Source organism: Chloroflexota bacterium, from assembly GCA_013152435.1.
Taxonomy (GTDB): Bacteria; Chloroflexota; Anaerolineae; order DUEN01; family DUEN01; genus DUEN01.
In genome coordinates this window covers 1-22,815 of the sequence record JAADGJ010000019.1, presented here as the reverse complement: position 1 = coordinate 22,815, position 22,815 = coordinate 1, and the positions used below count along the sequence as shown (strand labels likewise).

Sequence of the window (22,815 nt, the reverse complement as noted above, 5' to 3'; positions counted from 1 at the left end):
GGCCTCCCGCAAGCAGACAGGGAGGCCCTCCACCCGTCATCTTGTAGCAAGTAGCAAGTAGGGCGGGTTTCTTACCCGCCCTCTTGCGGCTGAGAGCGTGTCTGAGAGATCCTGTTGCTCCTGCCATGAGAAGGCCCGGAGGGGCGAAGTCCCTCCGGAAAAGTCTTTCTCCCGCCTCTGACCTGTCCGGCCCCGGCCCAGCCCCCTGCGGAAAGGGCCGAGAGAGGCAGGCGCAAGCTGGACAAGGTAGGGTTTCTGTGGAGCCATGACACGGCGGTCGCCCCCACCCGAAATTCTAATGAAACTCTATTTTACAAAATCAACAAACTGGGGTAAAATATAGCTGCCAGTCTGGGGATGACAGGTTTCGACGGGGCAGGCTGGCTGAGGACTGCAAGCCGAGGTGCTCTTCCCTCGTTAAACCAGAGCAGAACCCAAAAAGTGCCAAGAACACTGGCAAGGCGTTCAACTTCGCGTTCGCGCCGCGCACGGCTATGGCCGTCGCCGCGTAATAGCGGACGCGGAGGAGAACAGCTGGTCACCTGCGGGTGACCTCGGTGCCCCGACGTGGTCCCGGCTGGCGTCGGGTGTCACCGTCATAGACAGCAGGGTGCGATCGGCCGGACGCCGCTAAGGCCGATCTAAGATCAGCGGCTGGCCAGGCAAAGGGACGCCGTCAGGGGCGGCCCGCCTGGTGACAAATGCAAAACCCTGACTAAGCTTGTAGACGTCCGAGGCCGAATGTCCCGGACCCGGGTTCGATTCCCGGCATCTCCACCAAAGGAGGCCATACCCTTCACGGGGTGTGGCCTTTCCTTATGCGGGTAATCTTTATCATACCGTTTCCGCACGATCCGGGTTACACTATTATTGCCAATGCGAACGATTCACAGCAAAGGAAGAGCACCTATGGAGGACCTGGTCCAGAGAGCGAAAGCCGCGCTGACGCGCACCGGGGGGCGCATGACTCGCCAGAGGCGCGTGATCCTGGAGGTCCTGCAGGAGAGCGACACCCACCTGACGGCCAAAGACCTGTACCTCCGAGCCCACGAGCGAGATCCCGGGGTCACCCTGTCCACAGTCTATCGGACCCTCGAGCTCTGCAAGAACCTGGGGCTTATCCGCACCCGACGGCTGAGCCGCGACCCCGGCCCCGAATGGTATGAGCCCGCCCGGGGCGAGGAGCACCATCACTTCGTCTGCATGAAGTGCGGCCGGGTCATCGAATTCGAAGCCCCGGAGGTCGCGCAGATCACGCGTCGTTTGATGCTGGAACACGGCATCACAGAGGCACACGCCAGCCTATCCGTCCATGGGATATGCGCGGCATGCAGCCGGGGGACGGATTGAAACGGCCGATCCGTCCGGTCAGCGTCAACGATCGCACACGCACCACAAGCATCATGAATCCCAGCTCCGTATGGAGGCACATCGAATGACACCGAACACGACGCCCTTCACCGACCAGGTCGTTGATCTGGCTTCCCTCCCCTCCGGAGCGCGCGGCATCATCCGCTCCCTGCGCGGGGGACGCGGCTTCGTCAATCGGCTGGCAACGATGGGATTTACGACGGGCGCGGAAGTCACCGTGCTGCAAAATTACGGGCGAGGCCCCATCATCACGCTGGTTCGGGGCACGCGCGTGGCCCTGGGCCGCGGCGAGGCCCGCCATATCCTGGTTTCCACGACAAGGTGAGCGATTATGGCCCCATCCCTCATACAAGCCTCTTGCCACACCAATGGAGCACAAATCTCACAGGAACAGGCACAACGCCTTCGGCAAGGCACACTCCGCATCGCGCTGGCGGGGCAGCCCAACGTGGGCAAGTCCACCGTCTTCAACATGCTTACCGGGCTCAACCAGCACGTGGGCAACTGGCCGGGGAAAACGATCGAGCAGAAGGTGGGCACGATCCACCTGCCGGACATCGACATCATCCTGGTCGACCTGCCGGGAACGTACAGCCTGACGGCGAACTCACCGGAGGAGCGCGTCGCACGGGATTACATCATCCGGGAGCGCCCTGACGCCACCATCGTCATCGTCAACGCGGCCGCGCTGGAACACAGCCTCTACCTGGTGGCCGAGCTTCTCCAGCTCCCCTGCCCCCTCGTGCTGGGCCTGAACATGCTGGATGTGGCCGAGCAAAACGGGATCCAGATCGAGCCCCACGTGCTGGAGGCCGCGCTGGGGATCCCGGTCATCCCGCTGGTCGCCACGCGCAACCAGGGGCTACACGAACTGCTGGAGGCCGCCCGACACGCCGCAACCCATCCGGAGCAATTCACCCCCAATCGGCCGGGGATTCGCAGCTCCCACGCGGAGGTGCTCCAACAGGTACGTCGCCTTATCGCCCCGTATGTCCCCGCCCCCTATCCGGAGGATTGGGTATCCCTAAAGCTGCTGGAGGGGGATTCCGAGATCACGGCGCTGATGCGGGAGGCCACCCCGGCCGAGATCTGGTCCGAGGTCGAGGCCATCCTGAGGAGCCATGAGGATGCCTTCCTGGACATCGTAGGCGGGCGCTATGAGTGGGTGGAGCGCATGATTCGGGCCGCCATGGTCCGCCCCAGCACCGGGCCGATCACGCTCACCGATCGCCTGGATCGGGTGGCGACGCATCCGATCTGGGGGCTGGCGGTGCTCAGCGGCATCTTCGGGGTGGTCTTCTGGATCACCTACGCGATCGCGACCCCCCTCCAGGCATGGCTGGATACGGGGATCGTACAGCCCATGCGATCCGGCATCGAGTCTGCCCTGGCCGCCGCTCCCCTGTGGATATCCGGGCTCCTGGCCGAAGGCATCGTCGGCGGCGTGGGCACCGTGCTCACGTTCCTGCCGATCCTCCTGATCTTCTTCGCCATGCTCGGCCTGCTGGAGGACGTCGGCTATCTGGCACGCGCCGCTTTCGTCATGGACCGCTTCATGCACCTCATGGGATTACACGGGAAGAGCTTCCTGCCGCTGTTCCTGGGGTTCGGATGCAATGTGCCCGCGGTGATGGGAACCCGCATCATTGAGGATCGGCGCACCCGGCTGATGACCATCATCCTGAGCCCTCTGGTCCCCTGCGCCGCCCGGCTGGCCGTCATCGCCTTCCTGGCCCCAGCCTTCTTCGGGCCACACGCCGCCATCGTGACCTGGGGGCTGGTGACGTTCAACATCGTTATCCTGGGCCTCCTGGGGATGGTCATCCACCGCGTGGGCTTCTCCGACGAGGACTCCGCCTTCATCATGGAGCTCCCGCTCTACCATTGGCCCAACGCCCGCACCATCGGGCTGTTCGTCTGGCACAACACCGTGGCCTTTATCCGGAAGGCGGGGACGATCATCCTTATCTTCTCCATCCTGATCTGGGCGCTGGCCACGCTGCCCACGGGCGAGGTGGAGCAGAGCGCGCTGGCCTGGCTGGGGCGAGCGTTGACGCCCATCGGCCGCTGGATGGGGTGGACGGATTGGCGACTGATCACCGCATTGCTGAGCAGCTTCGCCGCCAAGGAGAACACCATCGTCGCGCTGGGGATCCTCTACCGTGGCGAGGGGATGGAGCTGGCCCGACGCGTGGCTCTCACGTTGACGCCCGCGGCCGCGCTGGCCTTCCTCGTCGTGCAGATGCTCTTCATCCCCTGCGCGGCGACGACGGCGATCATCCGGCAAGAGGCCGGCTCCTGGAAGTGGAGCGCCCTGAGCGTAGGGCTGCTGTTGGTCGTATCCCTGGTCGCGGGCGTGATCGTCTATCAGACCTTCGCCCTGCTGGGCCTTGGGGTGTGATATGACCGATAACCCGCTGATCCGGGTCCTGCAGATCGCCGCCCAAGGAAGATCCCGCTCCCTGGACGAATTGGCCCGGGAGCTGCATCTAAGCGAGTCGACCCTCCGACAGATCCTGACCACGCTGGCCGAGCGGGGCTACCTGCAGCCCGTCACCAGCCAGTGCACGGGGCAATGCACGCTATGCCCGCTGCAAGAGCGTTGCCTGGTCACGGACACCGCCATCTGGGTCCTGTCGGACAAGGGTCGGAAGGTGATCGCTCAGTGGGAGGCGCACGCCTCATAAATGCGAGGAAAGGGAATCTGCAAAGAGGAAGCGACGAGGGTCCTGGCCCAAGGGGGCTCTTCTCAGCGGGCCGTCATGGGGGGCCTTGCGCTGAATTCCCATGCAGGGACCTTTTCCATGCCTGCCAGTCCTGAAGCAGGCCATTCAGGATCTCGCGATCGGCCTCCCTGTCCCAGTATCCCTGACCGTAATAACGCCGGCTGTCACCGCCTCGCCCTGACCGGAACAAGTCCCGCTGCAACCTCTTCAGCCGGTAGCCGATGGCCTGTTCCAGACTGGCGCGCGCCGTCTCGTCGAACAGCTCATCGATGATGGCCTGCTCCCGCTGGAGGTGATGACGCCGGGCTTCCAGCAGAGTGGCACTGCGCCCCGCCTCCCCGGCATCCAGGGTCCGCCGTTCCACATCAGCCAGCTCCTGTTGCAGCTTCGCCCACCGGGTGCGCAGGAAGAGCAACTCATTTTCGCTCTCGCTGCCATGCTGCACCGTGGCCTCTCCCACACGCAACCGGGTCTCCGGCATTTCCTCCGCCATTCTACCCCCTGTCTAACGAGTGTGTCTGAGAATGCTGTGGGGAGGCCCGGAGAGGCTCCGCCCCTCCGGAAAAAGCTTTTCTCCCGCCTTCGACCTGCCCAGCCTCGGCCCGAGTCCTTTGGGAAGGGCCGAGAAAGGCAGGTGCAGACCGGAAAGGTGGGATTTTCCGTGGAGGGGAGGCCCCCTCCACACCTCCCCCTGTGGAGCTGGTCGTTGAGGGAGACCCTCAGACACCTGCCGGTAAATTTTCAGACACGCTCCAAGGGATCCCGCCGATCACCGTCCCACATCTTACCGCAACCGGCCACTCGCCACCATGACATACGGCATGAGATCGCATATCGAATGCAACGCCCTATGGCTGCAGCAGGTTCGCCTGAACCAGCCGAACGATCTCGGCGATGACCCTTCCCACGACCGGCAGAAGCTGAAGCTGGCGGACGAGGGCGATCAGCAGCCCCAACACCACGGTCGCGCCGATCACGCTGCCTAGCCCGGCAGCGATCCCGCCCAGGAACCGATAGAAGAGAAACCGTCCCATTCCTCCCGCCGGGGCGAGGAATCCCTCCCGTCGCAGCTGCTGCAGCGTGGCATCAAGCTCCTGCAACACCACGAGGAGCTCTCGATCGGGCTCATCCCGCTGAGATCTCGCTTTCATGTCCCCTCACCACCGCGGATCCCGCTGACGCCGCGTCCGCCACACGATGTACCCCACGCCGACCAGGGCCGGCCCTCCAAGCAGGAGGCCATATCGCCACCCCCACGGCACTCCCCCGGCGTACATGACGGCGGCCAATAAGGAGAGCAACATAACGCCGGAGAACACCATCCATACGGATCCCCACACCGCCAGACGCCCCGCGGCCACCGCCAGGCAGAGATCCATCACACCATCAGCCCGGTCATGTAGATATGCGACGCTCGCCACCAGCTCCCCCAGGTGAGCGAGCAGATCGCGCAGATGGGGCAACGCCCCGGAGGGGATGACGATATGGTCCTCATCGATCAGCCCGCCGACCACATCCCGTTGCGACGCGAGCACCGGGCGCCACCGGGCGATCGCCCCTCGGATCGTGGCGGCGCGACGCACCACCTCCGGCGATGGCCGTCCCAGGGCTGCGGCCTCCACCCGCTCGAGGTCGCGCTCGATCTGCTCGATCCGGGCGGCGAACCCGGAGGCGACATCACGCAACAGCTCGCACAGCAGGCGAGCCGCGCCGCCCGCCAGGATCCCCTCATCCTCCCGCGCCCGGCTCAGCAGGGTTCGCACCGCCGATGGCATCCCCATGTGACAGGTGATCAGGTAGTTGGGTCCCAGGAAGATCGCCAGCCCACCCGGATCGGCCGTCTCCCCGTCATCCACCGCGCACACGACGAGGAACAGGTACTCGCCGAAGTCGTTCAACCGGGGGTGATCGATTCCTCCCAGAGCGTCCTCTACCGTCAGCGGATGGAAGTGGAACACATCGCGCAGCAGCTTCCGAGCCCTTGCGCCATCCTCCGACGCATCCAGGTCCACCCATAGTAACGCCCGTGGATCGCGCAAGGCCGGCCGGAACTGCTCGCTCGGTAGATCATCAATGAGTCCGCCCGTACCCGGGCGAAACAACACCCGCATATCCCCGACCCCGTCACGCAGAGGATACGAATCGACGATCATAGGGAGTGGATCACGCGACCACGGCCTCCCGCGCCCACACGAGATGGGTGATGGAGATGTCGCTGGGCACCGTGCACCCGGCGCCGATCATGAAGCCCGTCTCTCCCATCTCGGCGATGGCGGCACGCACCTCCGCCACGATGGCCTCCCGCGGGCCGGTGACGATGGGACCGCGCTGGTCCACCCCGCCGACGATGGTGCGTCGGAACAACTCCCGGCCCTCGCGCAGGCCGAGATTGCCCAGCTGAGGCGCCCAGTTCACGGCATGTGCCGGATAGTCGGCATACGCGTCCAGCCGCAGTCGCTCGCCACAGATGTGCAATAAGTTGAAGGTGGCGCCGGCCTCCTCCGCCGCGCGAAGCACCGCCAGATCATGCGGCTTGATGTATCTCTCGAACTCCTCCTCCGTGAAGCGATCTACCTCGCCCCCCTGAGCGGAGAAGTAGATCCCCGCCGCTCCCGCCTCAATGCACGCCCGGGCGAACTCGGCCAGGCTCTCGGCGATGGCCGCTAGCCCGGCGCTCACCGATTCCGGATCGGCCTTCAGATGCTCGGTCACCTTCCGCCTGCTGATGTCATTGCCCGTGGCGTACGGGTTGAACACCGTAGTCACCAACAACACCTCATCGCCGACGGCATCCGCAAGCTCCTTCAAGCCATCGAGCTGGTTCTGGAACGGCTTCGACGACAGCGGCGCCGGCTTGAGCTTACGCCAGTCCTCTGGCGTCTGAATCCCATCCACGCCGATCCGCTCGTACCCGTTGTCGTTCATCACCTTGAGGAAGTCGGGATCCGCAGCCCGATAATACTCAAGGTGCGCCCGCGCCAGGGCATGTCCGGCGCGTCGGTCACACGGGAAATGGAACCAGAAGCTGGCCGGCACCCGATCCACCGGCTCCCCGCGCAAAGCCGCCTGTACTCGCTCGATCTTGTTCATCGGTCACTCCTCATCAGGTACCCTAACATTACCAGGTAGTGTACGGAACTCGGTTGGAAATATAGGGGGAGGTTTGGAGGGACTGCGCCCCTTCAAAACCAATTTTTCAGCCTTTTACCTGTTAACCTACACACCATCATCTAACCACGGCACGCGCCGAAGCGCGCCCAGGGGATTCACCACACTGACCACATAGTGCTCCAGCTTACGATAGCCGACATGCACACACTCACAGATCCCATCCGTCCGAAAGTCCTCGAGCAGATCCGCCAGCATCCGGCGGGCCAACGGCACGTCGATCTGCGCCAGCGCGTAGAGGACCCAGCCCGACGCGGCGGCCCAATACGCGCCGTTCTGATAGGTGTCGGGCTCGACGGGGATCAACAGCCGCTCCCAATACTCCCCGCGCAGCAGATGCCGCACCTGCCCGCGCCAGACGTACTCCTCATAGCGATCGCGCAGGAACCGCAGCACCCGCTCGCGCCGATCCCCCCGGACGAAGTCGATGTACACGGCAAATGCGCTGCCCCACACATCGATCTGGCGGCAATCCACCGTCGCCGCCCGGTAGGCGCCCACATCCTCATCCCACAGCCGATCCAGCCCCCGCTCGATCCGCCCGGCGCGCCGGTGATACGGGGAGGGCTCCTCGCCACAACGGGTGCACAGGTCGGCCATCTGCCTGCAGGCTACCCAGTAGAGCAGCGAGGAGAAGAGCAACTCGCCCGTCTTGGCCACCGTATCGGTGAACCCGTAGGGGGACTGACGCCGCCCGGGCGGGATATACACCAGGCCGTCCCCGCTGCGGGGCACAAAGTCCAGCGCCCGCCTGAGCGCCCCCAGATGCTCCCGGGCGAACGCCAGATCGCCGGTGCGATCGACGTAGGCGTGCACCAGGCTGACCATGAATTGCGCGTTGTCCGTGGGCGGGTCGCCCAGGGGAGCCTCCACCGGCCCCGCGCTGTACACGGGCATCCCGTCCGCCTGCACCCGATCGGGCACACAGCCATCGGCACGCTGCCCGCGCAACAGATACGCGATCGCCGCGCGGACCTCCTCGGGCATCATCAGGCCGAACGCGTATTCCACCATGTAGGCGAAGTCCCGCGTCCACAACGCCGCGTAGTTCCCCTGGCCATCGGGCGTGAACAGAACGGTCCCATCGTGCGCGATCAGGCGGCACCCGGCGATCTCCCGCCGGGCCATCGCCTCCAGCCAGGCGATCGCACGTCCCATGGCCCTTCCCTACCAGTTCGTGAACGAGCCGTCCATCCGATGCAGATGAGGCGGCTCCCACATGCGGAAGGGATGCTCCTTCGCCGCCTCACGGTCGAACTCGATCCCCAGGCCGGGGCGAGTGGGCGGCAGCAGGTACCCATCCTTCCACTCCAGCTGCACGGGGAAGACGTCCGTCAGCAGGGTCCCCGGCCGACGTGACTGCTCCTGCACGCCGAAATTCGGGACCGTCAGGTTCAGATGCAGACACGCGGCCGCGGCGACCGGTCCCAGCGGGTTGTGCACGGCCAGCCTGATGTAATGCGTCTCACACCAACCGGCGATCTTCTTCGCCTCCGTCAGGCCGCCGACGATACACAGGTCCACGCGGGCGTAATCGATCCACTCCTCCTCGATGAGCGGACGGAACTCCCATTTGGAGCTGAACTGCTCGCCCGCGGCCAGCGGGACCCGGGTGCGAGGCCGCAACGTCTTGAACGAGTCAGGGTTCTCGCAGCGCAACGGGTCCTCGATGAAGAACGGGCGAAACGGCTCCACCTCCTGGCAAAGCCACACCGCCTCCGGCAGATCCAGCCGGGTGTGCACGTCGAAGACGATCTCCACCTCCCCGCCGACGGCATCCCGCACCGCCTGGAACTGCCGCAAGGCGAGGCGCACCGCCCGACGCGGCTCCAGCATCTCCCCCTCCTGGGGCAATCCCCAGCGCACGAACTTCCACCCCTCCTCCTTGGTCTGCAGGCACGATTCCACCAGGGGCGTGACCTCTGAGCCATGGGCCACGTTGTGGGGGTAGCACACGACCCGATCCCGCACGCGGCCGCCCAAAAGATCGTACACCGGCACGTTCAGGGCCTTGCCCTTGATGTCCCATAGCGCGATGTCGATGGCGGAAATGGCGGCCGAGAGGATGCGCTGGGCCGGGTAGAAGCCGCCGCGGAACAGAACCTGCCAGATGTGCTCGGTGCGCATGGGATCCTGGCCGATCAACAGGGGCTTGAAGTGCTCGATCGCTCCCATGATGGCCCGCTCCCGGCCGGCGATCCCCGCCTCGCCGATGCCATAGATCCCCTCGTCGGTATCCACGACGACGAACAGGAAATTGCGATGCCCCGCCCACACAGGATAGGGTTCGATGTTCGTGATCTTCACGTCGATCCTCCTCTCCGCTCAAGACCACACGAGAGCCGAACCGGGCATCGCCCGTCAACGGGCGAACGCCCGGAATGGGTTCTCCTGCGTCAACTGCTGGATGGCGCCCTCGTCCACGCCGGCCGCCCGCAGCTTCGGCAGGAATACCTCGCTGATATACGTGAAGGGCCTGGGCGTCCCCCCGCCCGGCTGGGCCGGATCGTACCAGCCCCGGTCGTGGCTGAGCAGGACGCGATGCCCCAGACCAGCGTCCAACATGCGCCGGATCCGGTCGATGAAGAAGTCGTCGTCAAACGAGCCGCCGCCGATGGCATCGTACTCGATCCACGCGCCGCGCCGGGCCATCTCCAGGTTCATATCAAAGTCCGGCTCGTTCTGGGCGTGGATCCAGATGAACCGCTCCGGCGTGTATCCCATCTCCTCGATGATGTCCAGCTGATCGCGCACGACGCGGCCGCGCACCGTGTGGCTGCCGATGACGGCGTTGGTGGCCACTCCGGCCCGAGCCGCCGCCCGCAGGATCTTCGCCTCGCACTCGGTGATCCCGTCATCGCCCGCGCTGAGCTTGATCCATCCCGCCTGCACGCCGCTCCCCTCGATCTCCCCCTGCAGCTCGCCCACCATCCAATCCCGCAGTTCCTCCTCGCCGGCCGCATGCGCCCAATCGGGGACCCACGGCTCCCGATAGATGCCGGTGGGGACCACCAATGGGAATTGGGTCGCCTCGGAGACGGCCTTCAGGATATCGGCCCGCCGCCCCACGCCCACGGCGCTACACTCCACGATCGCCGTGACGCCCGCCGCCCGCGCCCGCTCGATCTCGGGCGCCATCAGCCGGATGACATCGGAGGCCTCCGCCTCGGCGTACCCGGGCTGGTCCGGGGTGCGCAGATCGACGAAGACGTGCTCGTGAGCCAGGATCATCCCCAGCTCATCGGGGCCCTTGGGGCCCAATGTGGTGATCAACTGTGCCATCCCATCCTCTCCTCATTCTGTCAAAACCATCGAACCATGCCAAATCCGGCGCATCGGCACCGCCATCGCTCATGACGATGGGCAGTATAACACTGAACGCCCGGGGCGGGTAGTCAGGATACACTACTGCCGATCGTGTATCCAAAGTGGTGAGAACGTCTCGAAACAACCCACAGAGCCCAGCGCAGGCTCCCAGGGGAGGTGCGGAGGGACCTCCCTCCGCCAAAGCATTCCCTTTTGCCGCCTTGCATCTGCCCTTTCCCTGCCCGATTCGGGTGGATGAGGCCGGGCAAGGCAGATGGGGGGCGGGAACTGGAAGGTTCTTTTGAGGGGCTGTGCCCCTCAAGACCCCCGCCGCACCTTCCACAACGAATAAAGATACATGATACTACCGCCCCGTAAATGGCCTAACCACGTCGGATCGGGTATAATGTAAGAAGCAAGGTTTAATGGAATCACGGATTGGGAGAGAGGGACGCTTGACCGAACAACCTGACTACATCGGCACCGTTCGCACCATCGACATCGAAGAGGAGATGCGCGGCGCGTATCTAGACTACGCGATGAGCGTCATCGTGGCGCGGGCCCTGCCCGACGTGCGTGATGGCCTCAAGCCCGTCCAGCGCCGTATCCTCTACGCCATGCACGACATGGGGCTGCGCTCGAACAGCCCCTACCGGAAGTCCGCCCGTATCGTGGGCGAGGTGCTGGGGAAGTATCACCCCCATGGCGACTCCGCCGTGTACGACGCCATGGCGCGCATGGCTCAGGACTTCTCCATGCGCTATCCGCTGGTGGACGGGCAGGGCAACTTCGGCTCCATCGACGGCGATACCCCCGCCGCCATGCGCTACACCGAGGCCCGCCTCTCCCCCATCGCGGAGACCCTGCTGGAGGACATCGATCGGGACACCGTCGACTGGATCGACAACTTCGACGCCTCCCTACAGGAGCCCGTGGTCCTGCCGGGCAAGTTGCCCAATCTGATCCTGAACGGCGCCGCCGGCATCGCCGTGGGCATGGCCACCAATATCCCGCCGCACAACCTCCGAGAGGTGGTGGACGCCCTCTGCTATCTCATCGACAACTGGGAGCGCCGGGATGACGTGGTCCTGGACGAGCTTCTGGAGTTCATCCAGGGGCCGGACTTCCCCACTGGCGGCATCGTGCTGGGGGTGGAGGGCATTCGCAAGGCATATGCCACGGGAAACGGACGCATCGTCATCCGTGCCGTCACCACCATCGAGGAGATGCGCGGCAACCGCCACCGCATCGTGGTCCACCAGATCCCGTTCCAGCTCAACAAGACGACCCTGATCGAGCGTATCGCGGACCTGGTGCGATCCGGGCGGCTGGACGCGATCAGCGACCTGCGAGACGAATCGGACCGCCAGGGGATGCGGATCGTGATCGAACTGAAGCGCGGCTCGCCCCCCAAGAAAGTGCTCAATCAGCTCTTCAAGTACACGCCGTTGCAGACCACCTTTGGCGTCAACATGCTGGCGCTGGTCAATGGGGAGCCGCGCCTGCTCAGCCTCAAGCGGGTGCTCCAGGCCCACGTCGAGCATCGCCAGGATGTGATCACCCGCCGAACCCGCTTCGACCTGCAGAAGGCCCGAGACCGAGCGCACATCCTGGAGGGCCTGCGCATCGCGCTGCAGTTCCTGGACGAGGTGATCGCCACCATTCGCCAGGCGGAGAGCGCGGAGGCCGCCCGCACCGCCCTGATGAGCCGGTTCGACCTGACGGAGATCCAGGCCCGCGCGATCCTGGACCTGCAACTGCGCCGGCTGGCCGCCCTGGAACGCCAGCAGATCGAGGATGAGTATCGGGCGGTGATGGAGCGCATCGCCTATCTGGAGGACCTCCTGGCGCACCCGGAGAAGATCCTGGCGCTGATCAAGGACGATCTCCAGGAGCTGAAGGAGAAGTTCGGCGACGATCGCCGCACCGTCATCAGCCCCAACGCCTCCGAGTCCTTCTCGGAGGAGGACCTGATCCCGCAGGAGGACATCCTGGTCAGCATCACGGCGGATAACTACGTCAAGCGCACGCTGGCGCGGGCCTATCGCGCCCAGGGGCGCGGCGGCCGTGGGGTCACCGGCATGCAGACCCGGGGCGAGGACGAGGTGCTCCACCTGTTCGCCGCCCGCACGTTGGATCATATCCTGTTCTTCACCAACCGGGGCCGCGTGTACTCCGAGCGGGCCTACAACCTCCCCGAGGCGGGGCGCAACGCCAAGGGGGTGCCCATCGTGAACATCCTCAACCTGGAGGCCAACGAGCGGGTGACCGCGGCCGTGGCCGTCCCAGATTTCGAGCAGGCGCAATACATCACCCTGCTCACTCAGCATGGGCGCATCAAGCGCATGAAGCTCTCCGAGCTCTCCTCCGTGCGCCCCAGCGGCATCATCGCCATGCACCTTGACGACAACGATGAGCTGGGATGGGCCCGGCTGACCAGCGGGAATGACGATCTGATCATCGTCACCGCCCACGGATGGGCCCTGCGCTTCCCCGAAAGCCAGGTACGCCCCATGGGCCGGACGGCCGCAGGTGTGAACGCCATCCGGCTGCGCGAGGGCGATTACGTCACCAGCCTGGACGTGGTCGACCCGGATGCGGACCTCCTGGTGGTGACGGCCAGCGGCTATGGGAAGCGCACGCCGCTGTCCGAGTATCCCATTCGCAACCGATACGCGGGCGGGGTGCGGACCACCAACGCCCGACGCCTCCAGAACGGCGATTTCGTGGTCGCCGGCCGCGTGGTATCCGAACAGGACGAGATCACGCTCATGACGGCCAACGGGATCGCCCTGCGCCTGCGGGTGCGTGCGATCTCACGAATGAGCCGCGCCGCGCGCGGGGTGCGGCTGGTCAACCTGAAGGATGGGGACAGCGTCACAGCCGTGGCCCGGCTCGCGACCAACAACCAGGCCAAGACGCCCTCTCAGGCCAAAGGGCCCGAGGGCCAGGGGAATGAAAACAACCCGACCTGAAGCGACCGCCAGGTCGGGCGAGGTGGGAGATTCGACGGCTTAGCCGTCCAAAACGAGATCAGGTGAGCCAGAGGATGCGATGAACGCCTCAAGCATTCTGGGGAAAAAGCCGGGACCGCAAACGGCATTCCTTTCGACGCCCGACCCGGACCTGTTGGCGGAGACGCTGGTCGCCTTCGCCAACACCGACGGCGGCACGATCATCATCGGTATGACGCCGGAGGGGCAGGTCTCCACAGGGCTGTTCCCCGACGAGGTCGAGGAGGCCCTGCGCCAGGCCCAGATCGCCTGTCGCCCTCCCATAGCCACCGAATGGGAGCAGATCGAGGTCCCCGGCGGCTTCGTCGTCGGCATTCGCGTCTCGCGCTCCGCGGAGCTGCACTCGCTGGCGGACGGTCGCGTGCTGGTCCGCTCCGGCACGGAAAATCAGCCGCTGGGGGGCGAGGCCATCCGACAGCTGGCCGCCACCAAGTCCAGCGGCGAGTTCGAGGCCGAGCCCGTGCCCGGCGCCAGCCGCGAGGATCTGGACGAGGCGATCATTGACGAGTACATCGCCCAGCGCGAGGAGCGTCAGCGCCGCCCGCTCTCCGTGGACCGGGAGACGCTATTGCGGCAGATCACGGCGGTGACGGCCGATGGTCGGCCGACCGTCGCCGGCATGCTGCTCTTCGGGCGCGAGCCGCAGGTCTTCCTGCCCCAGTCGGCCATCGTGTTCGTGAAGTTCGTGGGCACGGAGCCGCGCGGGCCGGAGGGGCTACCGGGCTACGGCCGCCGGGAGGAGATCACGGGGCCACTCCCCCGCCTGATCGAGCGCGCCTGGAACATCGTCATGGAGGAGATGCGCGTGGAGGCGGTGGTGCGCGGGCTCAAACGAGAGGAGCGCCCGGAGTATCCCCCCTTCGCGGTGCGAGAGGCGCTCATCAACGCCGTTTGCCATCGCGACTACCGGCTGGCCGGTCGCCGCATCGAGGTCCGGATGTTCGATGATCGGCTGGAGGTGCAGTCACCCGGAGGACTACCTGGATATATCACGCTGGACAACATCGTGGAGGAGCACTTCTCCCGCAACCCACGCATTGTCAACGGCCTCTTCCAATGGGGATACATCGAGGAGCTGGGGCTGGGCATCGATCGCATGATCGAGGCCATGGTACAGGCCGGCCATCCACAGCCCACGTTCCGAGCCACTCCTTACTCCTTCACCGTGATCCTGCAGAACGTCATCGAGCGAGCCACTGTGCCGCAGCAGTGGGAAGCGAACATGAACGAGCGGCAGCTGCGGGCGCTGCAGTACATCCAGGAGCACGGCCGCATCACGAACCGTGAGTATCGAGAGCTGTGTCCCCACGTCTCCTCGGAGACGCTGCGGCTGGACCTCGTAGACCTGGTTGACAAAGGGTTGCTCCTGAAGATCGGCAACAAGCGAGGAACCTACTACATCCTGAAATAACGCTCGCCGCAGTGGCATCATCCACTCACGGCCCTACGACGCTTCCCATACGAAACAAGCCCCAGCACGGGAGAACGGCATGTTCTTGGTCCTGTTCCTGATCGCGATCATCGTCGGCGCCCTGGGGGCCCTGCTGGGTATCGGCGGCGGGGTCCTCATCATCCCTTTGCTAACCGTCTTCTTCCACATTCCCATCAAGGTGGCCATCGGCGCCAGCCTGGTGAGCGTGATCGCCACCTCCACGGCGGCAGGAGCAGTGTACGCCGGACGCAGCCTCACCCATACCAAGTTGGGCATGGTGTTGGAGATCACCACTACTCTGGGCGCTCTGACGGGCGGGCTCACCGCAGCCCTGCTGAGCCCTCGCGTCCTGCATGGCCTGTTCGCCGTCCTTCTGTTGTTCGTCATGTACAGCATGCGCCAAATCCCTCGCGACGAGGCCATCTCCCGCCCGACAGGGCTGTTCGATACCGTCTACAAGGACCCATTCACGGGGAAGCTGGTGCGGTATGGCGTTCGGAATCTCCCCCTCGGCCTGGGAGCAGCCTTCATCGCCGGGAATCTCTCCGGCCTGCTGGGCATCGGAGGAGGTGTTGTCAAAGTTCCCATCATGAGCGTCGTCATGGGCGCCCCGTTAAAGGCCGCCATCGCGACGTCCAATTTCATGGTCGGCGTGACGGCCGCCACCAGCGCGATGGTGTACTACGTGCAAGACCTGATCGATCCCCAGGTGGCGGTCCCCACAGCATTGGGCGTGCTGATCGGGGCCCAGTTGGGCTCCCGCCTCGGGGGGCGAGCCCGCTCCCTGACGCTCAAGCGCATGTTCCAGGTCCTGCTCGTCATATTCGCGATTCAGATGGCATGGAAGGCGATCACGGGATGAAGGAGCGAGACTATAGCACGCTCATCCCCGACGCGGCCGACATCAGTGAAGAGGATGAGGCCGCACTGGAGGCGATGGGCAGTACGCGGCAGACAGACCGCATCGTACAACGACTGCTGATGATCACCCTCATCATAAGCGCCGTGCTGTTCATCGCCGGCGCGATATGGCAGGCCCTCGCAGGCTTCCCCCCCGTTCACGATGTGGTGCCGCTCGCCGACCTGCCCCATGCCCATGGGCCCAGCCTTCTTTTCTCCCTGGGCCTGATCGTGCTGATCACGTCCCCCGTCGTCCGGTTGATCGGCGTGGCGATCGGCCTGGCTCGCCAGGGTGATTGGGCGTTCGTCGGGGTGACGGTGATCGTACTGGCCGTGATGTTCGCCAGCCTGTGGGTCGGATGAAGCGGGAGGATGATAAGTGATGAACGAAGAAAAACTGGTTCACCGGGCGATCCGGGCCTTCTATAACATCGCCAAGGCGATGAACGCCAGCTACGGGCGGCAGGAGCTCCTGCAACGCATGCTGGAGACGATCGTGCGCGAACTGGGATACAAAGCGGCATCGATCCGGCTGCTGGATCAGGAGCGCCAGACGCTGGAGATGGAGGCGGCCGTGGGGCTCAGCGAGCGCTATCTGGCCAAGGGGCCCGTCGAGGTCGCTCACAGCCCTATCGATCGTGAGGTGCTCAGAGGCAACGCGGTGGCCCTGCACGACATCGTGCATGACGGCGGCCTGCAGTACCCCGATGAGGCCCGTGCCGAGGGCATCCGTTCCGTCCTGGCCGTCCCGCTCCGCATCCAGGACCGCAACTTGGGCGTGCTGCGAGTATACACGGCCGAACCTCATCACTTCACCCAGGACGAGCAACTGCTGGTAGGCGCCGTGGCCAACCTGGCCGCCCGAGCCATCCGCAATGCCCATCTGTACCGCGCGATGCACACCATCGCCTCCGAGGTGAACTCCAGCCTCAAGCTGAACGAGGTGCTCAAGGCCCTGTTGCGCAATGTGATCGAGGAGGTGAACTGCAAGGCGGCCTCTATCCGGCTATTGGGCCCTCGTAAGCGTCGGCTGCACCTGGTTGCGGCCGAAGGGCTGAGCGAGCGCTACCTGAAGAAGGGGGACATCTGGATCAAGGAAAGCCCCATCGACCGTGAGGTGCTCCAGGGCAAGCCCGCCATGATCTACGACGTGGAGCGGGAGGTAGGATTCCAGTACCCGGAGGAGGCCGCGCGGGAGGGCATCCGCTCCGTGTTGGCAGTCCCCCTCAAGGTGCAGGATCAGATCATCGGCGTGCTGCGCGCCTACTCCGCCCAGCCGCACCGCTTCAGCGAGGAGGAGGTGGAGTTCCTGGAGGCTATCGCCGATCTGGGGGCCATCGCCATCGAGAACGCCCGCCTGCACGAGGCGCTCAACGAGCGCTACGAGGCCGCACGCGAGGATTGGGCTGGCTGGTATCGCTTTCTCACGCTATCCTGAGCGCGGAAAACCCAAAAATATCGCAAGATATCGCAAGTTAACCCAAGTATCCCAAGAATATCCCAAGATCACTTTGGGATATTTGGGTTAACGCTTGGGTTATTTGGGTTTATCTGGGATAACTGGGGATAAAATGCGCCCATCGCGCCAGCGAGCCGCCTCCGCCTCCCCCGCCCAGCCGACCAGTCGCCGCAATTGCTCCTCGAAACGCCTCGGCTCCCCCGTCGTCACGAACCGATAGGCGGCCGGCCGATCCCCAGGCGCCAGGCCGATCCCCGCGCTTACCCGCCGCGTCTGTCGCGCCACCGCCGGGGCGGGATCGATCACATCCACACTGGGCCCGGCCGCCCGCTCGATCCACGGCCGCAGAAACGAGTAGTGCGTGCACCCCAGCACCAGCTCATCCACGCCAGCGGCGCATAACGGCCGCACATACCGCTCCACCAACTCGGCCGTGATGGGATCCTCCATCCGCCCAGACTCCACATGCTCGACCCAGTCCGGGCAGGGCTGGGCGATGACCTCTGCGCCCCGGGCATAGCGGGCCAACAGCCGGGCGTATGGCTCCCCGGCGAAGGTCCCCGGCGTGGCCAGGACGCCCACCCGGCCGCTGCGCGTGCGCAGCACCGCGGGCTTGATCGCGGGCTCCATGCCGACGATGGGGACGGAGAAGCGCTCGCGCAGGTGGTAAAGGGCGGCCGCGGAGGCCGTGTTGCACGCCACAACGATCACCTCCGCCCCCTGATCGACCAGCCACTGCACCACCGCCTGCACGATGCGCCGGATCTCCTCTAATGGCCGCACGCCGTACGGGCAATGCGCCTGGTCCGCCAAATAGAGCAGCGGCTGGCCGGGCAGCTCTCGGGCCACCTCTCGCCAGACGGACAACCCGCCGACCCCCGAATCGAAGAGGCCGATCCAGCGGCCCCTGCCTTTGCCACTCGTGATCATGGGGGGAGATCAATACATCATGTGCTGCCGATACACGTCCACGGCATACCGATAGCTGTCATATGTCACCAACGGCGTCACCGAGTGGTCGGTCCCGAAGATGTAGCGAGCCCCCCGGGCCTTCATCCCCTCGATCAGATCGGACACCCCGCGCCGGATCACATCCCGATCGTTCGTCTCCAGGATGCGCACGTCCAGCCCGCCGACGAAGGCCAGCTTATCCCCGTACTGCTCGGCGAAGGCGAGCAGATCACACCCGGCCTTGACCTCCATCGGGTTCAAGGCGTCGAATCCGGCCTCCACGATGAGCGGCAACGCCTCGGTGATATTGCCACAGGAGTGCAGCACCACCGAAAGCCCATATCCGTGAAAGAAATCCACCAGCTCGGCAAAGTAAGGGAGGACGAGATCCCGCAACATCCTGGGAGAGGCGAACAGGCCGTTCCGATACCCCAGGTCCTCATAAACCCAGATCCCATCAGGCAAGCCCACCTCGTCAAAGAGCGCCTGAAAGTGGGCCTTGAAGAAGTCGGTGTAGACGCGATTGAAATCGTGGATCCAGCCGGGGTCCAGGGCCAGGCTCTGGTACATGATGTAATCCCCCATGCTCTGTCGCATGGTCTCCCACACGAACATGTGCCCATAGAAGGCCCACTTATGCGCGGCCCGCGCCTCCGTGAAGGCCTCCCGATTCTCATCGAGCTTGAGCCGTTCCCAATCCACCTGCAAGAGGTGAGGCCGATAGTCACGCTCCCAAACCGCACGGCTGGTCATCAGGAAATCGATGTGTTCCGGGGTGCCTGACTTATGCTTCCAATACTTGAGCGCCGCGCCGGCGCCGTTCCGCTTCACGATCCACTCGTCGGTCTCCTCCAGCACCTCCTCGTACCCGCGCAGTGGATACACGTCGAACCACCCGCCGCAGGGATACATATCGAAATCGAAGTGCCGATGAGGCTCCTCCGGCTTGACCTCCTCACGGCCATCCTCAACCACGACGCGGGTCGGATACCCGTCCCGGACCCATCCCTCCGGCGTCTCAGGCCAGAAGTGATCGAAGAGGCCCACACGATCGTAGTCGCCGCCGGTCAGCAGGTTGTGCACCAGCTCTCGTGAATCCATCTCGCCTCGACTCCTCGTGATGGCTCTGAGAGTGTGTCTGAGAAATGCCGTTGCTTCTGCCATGGAGAGGCCCGGAGGGGCGAATCCCTCCGGAAAAAGTCCTTCTCCCGTCTTCGACCTGCCCAGCCTCGGCCCAGATCCCTGCGGAAAGGGCCGGGAAAGGCAGGAACAGAGGGAGTCCCTCAGACACCTTATCGGTTCGATTCTCAGACACGCTCTGAGATCCCCGGCGACGTGGCACTACCAGCAGCCCACCGCCAGGTCTTTCCCCCCGGAAGCTCTCTCCAATAGGATACACGAATGATCTCTTTCGTGCCACTCGAAGCTGCCGCCGCTTCCGCCCCGCTCCGGGCACATCATCGCGGCGTTGTGCCACTTGGCACGTGTGTCGGATTATGCTATAGTGAACGTCGAGATGACACCCTCCAGCCTGCGATTGCGACGGTTCGCCTTCACCCGCCTTTGGCCACAATACACCACCCGGTGGGTCGGAGTGCTGCTCATCCTCGCCGCGCTCGCGCTGTACCTGTGGACCCTGGATGATGGGCTTCAGCCAGAGGAGCTGCGCGGCGGAGATCTCATCACCCACCAGTACGCACAGGTCCAGGCGCGGCCATCCAACGCGCCCGGTTATCCCCTATACACCATGGGGGGCTGGGTCTGGTTCCGTCTGGGCCGCCTACTGCTGGGCCCGTACAGCAACCCGATCCGCATCCTCTCCAGCTACTCCACCCTGTGGGCCCTGCTCGCCCTGTGGCTGCTATACCGGCTCCTGATCGACGTCACCGACGGCCGCTGGATCATCGCGGAGCTGTGCACCGCCTTCTACGCCGTGACGTATTTCTTCTGGTACTATGCGACGACCACCGAGCAGTATACGTCGGCCGTCGCGCAGACCCTGCTCATGATCTGGCTGGCCTTCCGCTGGGAGGCAGCCCAGTCACGCGGCCGGGATGGCGAGCCTTACCTGCTGGCACTGGCCCTCCTGACGGGGATCGGGCTGGCCCACATGGTAACGGTGCTGTTCGTCGTGCCGCCGATCCTGTGGTTCGTGTTGACCCGCCGTCCCGACCTGGTACGCCGCCCCCGGTTCATCGCGAAGGCCGCCGGGCTGTGTGCGCTGCCTCTCCTGAGCTACATCTACGTATACGTGCGCGGCGCCCAGCATCCCGAATGGCGTGGCGTCGGCCAATGGGAGAGCACATGGCAATGGTTCTGGTCGTTCGTGAGCACCCGGCAGGGACGTGATGAGCTGACGTGGAGCCTCCTCCCCCTATGGACGGACGAGTTCCCCGCGTTGATATGGCGGGAGCTGACGTGGCCAGTGCTCCTGGTCGGCCTGTGGGGCATCTCCCGGCTGGGGCGCCGTCGGGCTACGCTGATCTACAGCACGCTGGTCATCTACCTCGCCTTCTGTTTCATCGATCGCCTGGGCAACTGGTATCAGGTGATCATGCCGGCCTATCCGCTGATCGTGCTGGGCCTCGCCATGGCGGCCACCGAGGTCTGGCAGCTTGGACGGGGAAGAGTCCGCCAGGCCCTGCAAGTTGCCACCATCCTGGCGCTATGCGTGCTGGTCGGCTATCGGTTCACCCTCAGCCTGCCTGGCGCCGACTCCTCCAATCGGCCGGGGGATGTGGGGCTCGACCCGGGCTGGCGCATCATCGCGGACGATCCCCCCGCCGACGCGGCGATCCTCGGCACGCTAGACCAGCTGCTGGCGCTGGACTACCTGACGCAGATCTGGGGTGTGCGGCCGGACCTGCAACCCAGTGGCGCCGCGGAGGCCCGGGAGGCGCTGGCCGCGGGGCACCTTCTCCTCAGCACGGTGGAGGCCATCCCCATCGTCCAGGCGGAGGTGCTGCCGGACGCTCGCTTCTCGTCGGCCGGGCTGACCCTGATCGAGGTGCGCACGGAACCGCAGATGGAGTGCCCGGAGTGCTCGACGCTGGAGGTCCCCCTGTACATGCCTTTGGGGGACGGCCTGATGCTGATGGGGATCGACCGCCCGCAGCCGAAGATCCACCCGGCGCTCCCCCGTCGCTTCTACCCCGGCCCGCGCATCCGACTCTATTGGGAGGCCATGGCGCCCATCCGGCATGACTGGTCCATCTCGCTGCGTCCCACCCGCCAGGATGCCCTCATCTTCGACAACGGCCGGCTCGTGCAGAGCGACCGGGTGCACCCGGTTCAGGGCACCTACCCGACCACCCGTTGGTTCCCCGGCGAGATCGTGCGTGACGATTACGAGGTGCCGAAGACCCCCAATCCCCCTCCCGATGGGTTGGCGATCGTCATTTACCGCTCGCTGCCGGGCGGCGGCTTCCAGAATCTCATCGTGATGCCCCTGCCCATCACGCCGTATCCCCAGCCGGACAAACTGGAGGCTCCATAAAGCCGCCGAGCATCGCTCTCCTGGATGCCGGGTTGCAGGAACGCGACGGCGCCGTACGCCCCGCCCTCGTTGCACATGGCCAATATGGGCGAAAGCAAAAGCGCCTCTCCTGAGAGAGGCGCTTCCCGTTGAGAGCCGCCCGTGAATCAGGCCTCCTCGGCCTGTTGTTCTTGCTGTTCCTGCTTCTCCTGTTCCTCAGACTGCTCCGCCTCCTCACCGCCCTCGCGCTCAACGACGACCGTCACCTGGGCGGTCACGTTGGACATCAGGCGGATGGAGACCTGATGGGTGCCCAGCTGGCGGATCGGGCGCTCCAGCTCAATGTGCCGCCGATCGACGGCCTGTCCGACCTCTCGCTCGATGGCCTCCGCGATGTCCGAGGAGGTGATGGAGCCATACAGGCGATCGCTTTCGCCCGCCCGGGCGGTGAACCGAAGCGTGAGCGCGTTCAGCTTCTCCGCCAGCGCCTGCGCCTCATTCATCTCCCGAGCCCGACGGCGCTCCGCGGCCTCACGGATGGCCGCAGCCTGCTTGCGCACCCCCTTGGTGGCCGGGAGGGCCAACCCCCGCGGGATCAGATAATGGCGCGCGTATCCCCCAGCGACTTCCTTGATCTCACCAGCCTGTCCCAATCCCTCTATATCCTGGGTCAACATGACTTTCATTAGGAGCCTAACCTCCTCGTGGCGTGATAAACGACCTTCGCGTCCGAGCACGCAGGACTCAAAGCCTCGTAAAAACCGTGAGAGACGATCGCCGTGCACAAGGGCATGGCACCCCATCTTACACCAGGTCAGGCGAAATCTCAAATTCGGCCGCGCCGTGGGTGCAAGGGAATATCCCGGCACCAACGACCCCACCGGTGAACCGTTACTCCCGGCGGGGCTTTTTCAAAGTCAGCGATGGAAATCGGGGTGGTAGGAACACCCCGCGTGTCGCCCGACGCAAGACATTCCCCTGATCATCGACCGAGGGAAAACGGCCCTCATCCC

20 protein-coding genes and 1 other RNA gene are annotated in these 22,815 nt (G+C 64.9%); 11 read left to right on the top strand and 10 right to left on the bottom strand.

Going from position 1 to position 22,815, the window contains the following annotated elements:
* Positions 1-353: 353 nt before the first annotated feature.
* From ssrA to GXP39_02765, 5 genes are all read left to right on the top strand, one after another.
* Positions 354-780: a transfer-messenger RNA gene (gene ssrA / locus GXP39_02785) on the top strand.
* A 129-nt stretch (positions 781-909) separates the two neighbouring features.
* Complete coding sequence (locus GXP39_02780) at positions 910-1,350, top strand: transcriptional repressor (GenBank protein ID NOZ26962.1); 441 nt, start codon at positions 910-912, stop codon at positions 1,348-1,350.
* Positions 1,351-1,435: 85 nt separating this feature from the next.
* Positions 1,436-1,696: a ferrous iron transport protein A gene (locus tag GXP39_02775; GenBank protein ID NOZ26961.1), complete on the top strand. Its 261-nt coding sequence runs from the start codon at positions 1,436-1,438 to the stop codon at positions 1,694-1,696.
* Between the two features lie 123 nt (positions 1,697-1,819).
* Complete coding sequence (gene feoB, locus GXP39_02770) at positions 1,820-3,772, top strand: ferrous iron transport protein B (protein ID NOZ26960.1); 1,953 nt, start codon at positions 1,820-1,822, stop codon at positions 3,770-3,772.
* Position 3,773: 1 nt separating this feature from the next.
* Positions 3,774-4,058, top strand: coding sequence for a helix-turn-helix domain-containing protein (locus GXP39_02765; GenBank protein NOZ26959.1), 285 nt, complete (start codon positions 3,774-3,776; stop codon positions 4,056-4,058).
* 73 nt (positions 4,059-4,131) lie between these two features.
* Here the strand turns inward: GXP39_02765 and GXP39_02760 are convergent, their stop codons facing one another.
* The 7 genes from GXP39_02760 to GXP39_02730 form a co-directional block, all read right to left on the bottom strand.
* Positions 4,132-4,590 (bottom strand): hypothetical protein, encoded by a 459-nt coding sequence (locus GXP39_02760; GenBank protein NOZ26958.1) that lies wholly within the window; start codon positions 4,588-4,590, stop codon positions 4,132-4,134.
* A gap of 355 nt (positions 4,591-4,945) precedes the next feature.
* Positions 4,946-5,248 (bottom strand): hypothetical protein, encoded by a 303-nt coding sequence (locus tag GXP39_02755; protein NOZ26957.1) that lies wholly within the window; start codon positions 5,246-5,248, stop codon positions 4,946-4,948.
* Positions 5,249-5,254: 6 nt separating this feature from the next.
* Positions 5,255-6,250 carry a hypothetical protein gene (locus tag GXP39_02750; protein ID NOZ26956.1) on the bottom strand — a complete coding sequence of 332 codons (996 nt, stop codon included), beginning with the start codon at positions 6,248-6,250 and terminating at the stop codon, positions 5,255-5,257.
* Between the two features lie 10 nt (positions 6,251-6,260).
* Positions 6,261-7,187: a hypothetical protein gene (locus GXP39_02745; protein NOZ26955.1), complete on the bottom strand. Its 927-nt coding sequence runs from the start codon at positions 7,185-7,187 to the stop codon at positions 6,261-6,263.
* Positions 7,188-7,313: 126 nt separating this feature from the next.
* Positions 7,314-8,423, bottom strand: coding sequence for a hypothetical protein (locus tag GXP39_02740; GenBank protein NOZ26954.1), 1,110 nt, complete (start codon positions 8,421-8,423; stop codon positions 7,314-7,316).
* Positions 8,424-8,432: 9 nt separating this feature from the next.
* A complete protein-coding gene (gene dgoD / locus GXP39_02735; protein NOZ26953.1) occupies positions 8,433-9,572 on the bottom strand; it encodes a galactonate dehydratase in 1,140 nt (379 codons plus the stop codon).
* A 54-nt stretch (positions 9,573-9,626) separates the two neighbouring features.
* Positions 9,627-10,547, bottom strand: coding sequence for an esterase (locus tag GXP39_02730; protein NOZ26952.1), 921 nt, complete (start codon positions 10,545-10,547; stop codon positions 9,627-9,629).
* Between the two features lie 449 nt (positions 10,548-10,996).
* On the opposite strand from GXP39_02730, the gene gyrA reads away from it, so the two are divergent.
* From gyrA to GXP39_02705, 5 genes are all read left to right on the top strand, one after another.
* Entirely contained in the window at positions 10,997-13,546 is a 2,550-nt protein-coding gene (gyrA, locus tag GXP39_02725; protein NOZ26951.1) for a DNA gyrase subunit A, read from the top strand.
* A 79-nt stretch (positions 13,547-13,625) separates the two neighbouring features.
* Positions 13,626-14,996, top strand: coding sequence for a transcriptional regulator (locus GXP39_02720; protein NOZ26950.1), 1,371 nt, complete (start codon positions 13,626-13,628; stop codon positions 14,994-14,996).
* 79 nt (positions 14,997-15,075) lie between these two features.
* The gene (locus GXP39_02715; GenBank protein NOZ26949.1) at positions 15,076-15,879 is read left to right on the top strand and encodes a sulfite exporter TauE/SafE family protein; all 804 of its coding nucleotides are present in this window, start codon (positions 15,076-15,078) and stop codon (positions 15,877-15,879) included.
* Positions 15,876-16,280: a DUF1634 domain-containing protein gene (locus tag GXP39_02710; GenBank protein NOZ26948.1), complete on the top strand. Its 405-nt coding sequence runs from the start codon at positions 15,876-15,878 to the stop codon at positions 16,278-16,280. Before GXP39_02715 ends, GXP39_02710 begins: the two co-directional genes overlap by 4 nt.
* A 19-nt stretch (positions 16,281-16,299) precedes the next feature.
* Complete coding sequence (locus tag GXP39_02705; GenBank protein ID NOZ26947.1) at positions 16,300-17,355, top strand: GAF domain-containing protein; 1,056 nt, start codon at positions 16,300-16,302, stop codon at positions 17,353-17,355.
* A gap of 99 nt (positions 17,356-17,454) precedes the next feature.
* Here the strand turns inward: GXP39_02705 and murI are convergent, their stop codons facing one another.
* On the bottom strand, positions 17,455-18,306 hold the full coding sequence (murI, locus tag GXP39_02700) for a glutamate racemase (GenBank protein ID NOZ26946.1): 852 nt from the start codon (positions 18,304-18,306) through the stop codon (positions 17,455-17,457).
* 9 nt (positions 18,307-18,315) lie between these two features.
* Complete coding sequence (locus GXP39_02695; protein NOZ26945.1) at positions 18,316-19,428, bottom strand: hypothetical protein; 1,113 nt, start codon at positions 19,426-19,428, stop codon at positions 18,316-18,318.
* A gap of 403 nt (positions 19,429-19,831) precedes the next feature.
* On the opposite strand from GXP39_02695, the gene GXP39_02690 reads away from it, so the two are divergent.
* Positions 19,832-21,823: a DUF2723 domain-containing protein gene (locus GXP39_02690; protein ID NOZ26944.1), complete on the top strand. Its 1,992-nt coding sequence runs from the start codon at positions 19,832-19,834 to the stop codon at positions 21,821-21,823.
* A gap of 146 nt (positions 21,824-21,969) precedes the next feature.
* On the opposite strand, the gene GXP39_02685 is transcribed toward GXP39_02690, so the two are convergent.
* Positions 21,970-22,488, bottom strand: coding sequence for a 50S ribosomal protein L9 (locus GXP39_02685; GenBank protein ID NOZ26943.1), 519 nt, complete (start codon positions 22,486-22,488; stop codon positions 21,970-21,972).
* Positions 22,489-22,815: the final 327 nt, after the last annotated feature.

What these genes read in the sequence shown, in the direction of transcription:
- GXP39_02750 (NOZ26956.1), bottom strand. Translation starts at nt 6,250, where the DNA reads ATGATCGTCGATTCGTATCCTCTGCGTGACGGGGTCGGGGATATGCGG.
- GXP39_02780 (NOZ26962.1), top strand. Translation starts at nt 910, where the DNA reads ATGGAGGACCTGGTCCAGAGAGCGAAAGCCGCGCTGACGCGCACCGGG.
- GXP39_02755 (NOZ26957.1), bottom strand. Translation starts at nt 5,248, where the DNA reads ATGAAAGCGAGATCTCAGCGGGATGAGCCCGATCGAGAGCTCCTCGTG.
- GXP39_02705 (NOZ26947.1), top strand. Translation starts at nt 16,300, where the DNA reads ATGAACGAAGAAAAACTGGTTCACCGGGCGATCCGGGCCTTCTATAAC.
- GXP39_02685 (NOZ26943.1), bottom strand. Translation starts at nt 22,488, where the DNA reads ATGAAAGTCATGTTGACCCAGGATATAGAGGGATTGGGACAGGCTGGT.
- GXP39_02745 (NOZ26955.1), bottom strand. Translation starts at nt 7,187, where the DNA reads ATGAACAAGATCGAGCGAGTACAGGCGGCTTTGCGCGGGGAGCCGGTG.
- GXP39_02720 (NOZ26950.1), top strand. Translation starts at nt 13,626, where the DNA reads ATGAACGCCTCAAGCATTCTGGGGAAAAAGCCGGGACCGCAAACGGCA.
- gyrA (NOZ26951.1), top strand. Translation starts at nt 10,997, where the DNA reads ATGGAATCACGGATTGGGAGAGAGGGACGCTTGACCGAACAACCTGAC.
- GXP39_02695 (NOZ26945.1), bottom strand. Translation starts at nt 19,428, where the DNA reads ATGGATTCACGAGAGCTGGTGCACAACCTGCTGACCGGCGGCGACTAC.
- murI (NOZ26946.1), bottom strand. Translation starts at nt 18,306, where the DNA reads ATGATCACGAGTGGCAAAGGCAGGGGCCGCTGGATCGGCCTCTTCGAT.
- GXP39_02715 (NOZ26949.1), top strand. Translation starts at nt 15,076, where the DNA reads ATGTTCTTGGTCCTGTTCCTGATCGCGATCATCGTCGGCGCCCTGGGG.
- GXP39_02765 (NOZ26959.1), top strand. Translation starts at nt 3,774, where the DNA reads ATGACCGATAACCCGCTGATCCGGGTCCTGCAGATCGCCGCCCAAGGA.
- GXP39_02775 (NOZ26961.1), top strand. Translation starts at nt 1,436, where the DNA reads ATGACACCGAACACGACGCCCTTCACCGACCAGGTCGTTGATCTGGCT.
- GXP39_02730 (NOZ26952.1), bottom strand. Translation starts at nt 10,547, where the DNA reads ATGGCACAGTTGATCACCACATTGGGCCCCAAGGGCCCCGATGAGCTG.
- GXP39_02740 (NOZ26954.1), bottom strand. Translation starts at nt 8,423, where the DNA reads ATGGGACGTGCGATCGCCTGGCTGGAGGCGATGGCCCGGCGGGAGATC.
- GXP39_02710 (NOZ26948.1), top strand. Translation starts at nt 15,876, where the DNA reads ATGAAGGAGCGAGACTATAGCACGCTCATCCCCGACGCGGCCGACATC.
- GXP39_02760 (NOZ26958.1), bottom strand. Translation starts at nt 4,590, where the DNA reads ATGGCGGAGGAAATGCCGGAGACCCGGTTGCGTGTGGGAGAGGCCACG.